The sequence below is a fragment of the Ruegeria sp. genome, assembly GCF_028066395.1.
Classification (GTDB): domain Bacteria; phylum Pseudomonadota; class Alphaproteobacteria; order Rhodobacterales; family Rhodobacteraceae; genus Ruegeria.
In genome coordinates, this window is record NZ_JALCBM010000033.1 from 24930 (window position 1) to 26823 (window position 1894).

2 protein-coding genes are annotated in these 1894 nt (G+C 49.4%); both read left to right on the forward strand.

Going from position 1 to position 1894, the window contains the following annotated elements; translation table 11 throughout:
• The first annotated feature begins 805 nt into the window (after positions 1 to 805).
• Complete coding sequence (locus MPJ51_RS11805; RefSeq protein ID WP_298386635.1) at positions 806 to 1117, forward strand: hypothetical protein; 312 nt, start codon at positions 806 to 808, stop codon at positions 1115 to 1117.
• Between the two features lie 145 nt (positions 1118 to 1262).
• On the forward strand, positions 1263 to 1894 hold a 632-nt coding region (locus tag MPJ51_RS11810; RefSeq protein WP_298386638.1), incomplete at its 3' end, for a hypothetical protein.

Genomic DNA, 1894 nt, shown 5'->3' on the forward strand with positions numbered 1-1894 from the left:
CCCAAATGCGCGTACAGGCTGTTGGTTGTGTGGGTGTACAGAGAATCGTTTCCGCCATACAACTCTACATGATGATTAATGCCATTGATTTCCCATTCTTGGGCATTGTTGTCACCACCCCTGAAACCTTCGAAATTCGTCCCCATTTTAACCCTCCCTAGTACACGTTTCCACTGGCATTCCTGCATGCATTCGCATGTAGGATTTAATCTCTTTCTGAGATTTTAAATTCAAAACGCTCATCAATTATTTAGTCAGGCGTTTAGAAATAAAAAATCTCTGATAGTGGGCATGCGAATTGAGTAAATACGCAGATCAAAAACGTCAAAAGGTGGGTATTTTTCGACATTTTGCCTGATATTGGGTCACAAACTTGCGACTCTTAAGGGAAATAAAAGACTAATAAAAATATATGAATATCAAAAGTTAATGCAATTACAGCTTTACTGCATTTCATTTAAAATATTTGTGATTGTCATAAATGAATAAATATGCAAGCGTTCGTGTTTACGATGACATGGTCGCCCGTTTTAGACAGAAATCCAAAGCGGAACATCATCGCAATAGGGCACCCCCTATCAATAAAAGGGAGGTTTATTTAGGAGCGGCGCCCGACAAAATCGGAACCTCAAAGACCATTTGGTCTTTGGGTATGACTACGAGGTTTAACTCCTCCATTATGCGTTTCAGGGCAATGCTCACTGCCTTGATTGCGGGGTGGTTTCTCTTTTGCTGAGTCTGCGATTAGCACATCAACCATAGGGTGTAAATAGCCCAAATACAAAAACACAGAACGGAGAATTCCATGGAACAGCGCTACCTTGATGGGGTATCAAATATCGCAATGATCAATAACAATATGCGAATTGATTGTTTTTCATTTGGTATCGACCCAAATGGAGATGCCGATAACCCACCAGTGGAAGAACATTTGCGCCTGGTTTTGTCACCGCAGGGCTTTTTGCGGGCCTATGATATTTTCCACCGCATGTTTCTGGAAATGGAACAACGCGGTGTGATCAAGCGAAACGGCGATGCCGCAGGTGAAGCGCCTCTGGCCGTTTCCGCGGCAGATGACAACAGCACGAACAGCTCGCCAAACTTCAACACTCAATAAGCGTTTGTCGGGCCGCTTTGGCTGGCAGCAGCCAAGGTGGCCCAAACCGGCACATAGTCGAAACTGTCGTCATGGCCCTGGCTGCGACGCAGACAGTATCCGTGTGCTTTGATTTTGCGACGCATGACTCAACCAAAGCGGTCCCATGACAGAGACAACAGCAGATACCACCCAAAGCAGCTCGGCACTGGAATGCTTGGTTCTGGTCAGCCGCTTTCTGGGCGTAGAACTGTCGCGCAGCGCCATCGTGACGCAACTCCCGCAAATCGCCCGGGCCACCTGCCCCCCTGAAGTTTTGCTCAAGGCGGCGGAAACCCACGGCCTGTGCGGCGAGGTCTCTTCCGTTACCTGGTCAGCCATGCGCCGCATGGTGCGCGCCATGCCGTTCATCGGGCAGCTCAGCAACGGTGAATTCATCATCATCGCGGGCATCACCCCCGCGGCGAACGAAGGAGAGCACGGCCCCGTCGTTCTGGTCCAGGATCCACAGGCAACCAGCCTGGAGCTTTTGCGAGTACCGGTTAACGAATTCCGCAAGCGCTGGTCGGGGCGGCTGATCCTGCTGCGGAAACTGGACGACGCCAATGCGCCGATCGCCCCTTATGATTTCAAGTGGATTTTTTCCGAAGTCGGGAAATTCAAGGGAATTCTGCTAGAGGTCGGGTTGATCTCATTGTTCATTCACGGGGTTTCCTTCATCACGGCCATTTTCACCATGATCGTGTTCGACAAGGTGATCGGGTATGAGGGCCTTGCGACCCTGCACACGCTTTTCGC

Coding starts and splice junctions, on each gene's coding strand:
- MPJ51_RS11805 (WP_298386635.1), top strand. CDS start 806: ATGGAACAGCGCTACCTTGATGGGGTATCAAATATCGCAATGATCAAT.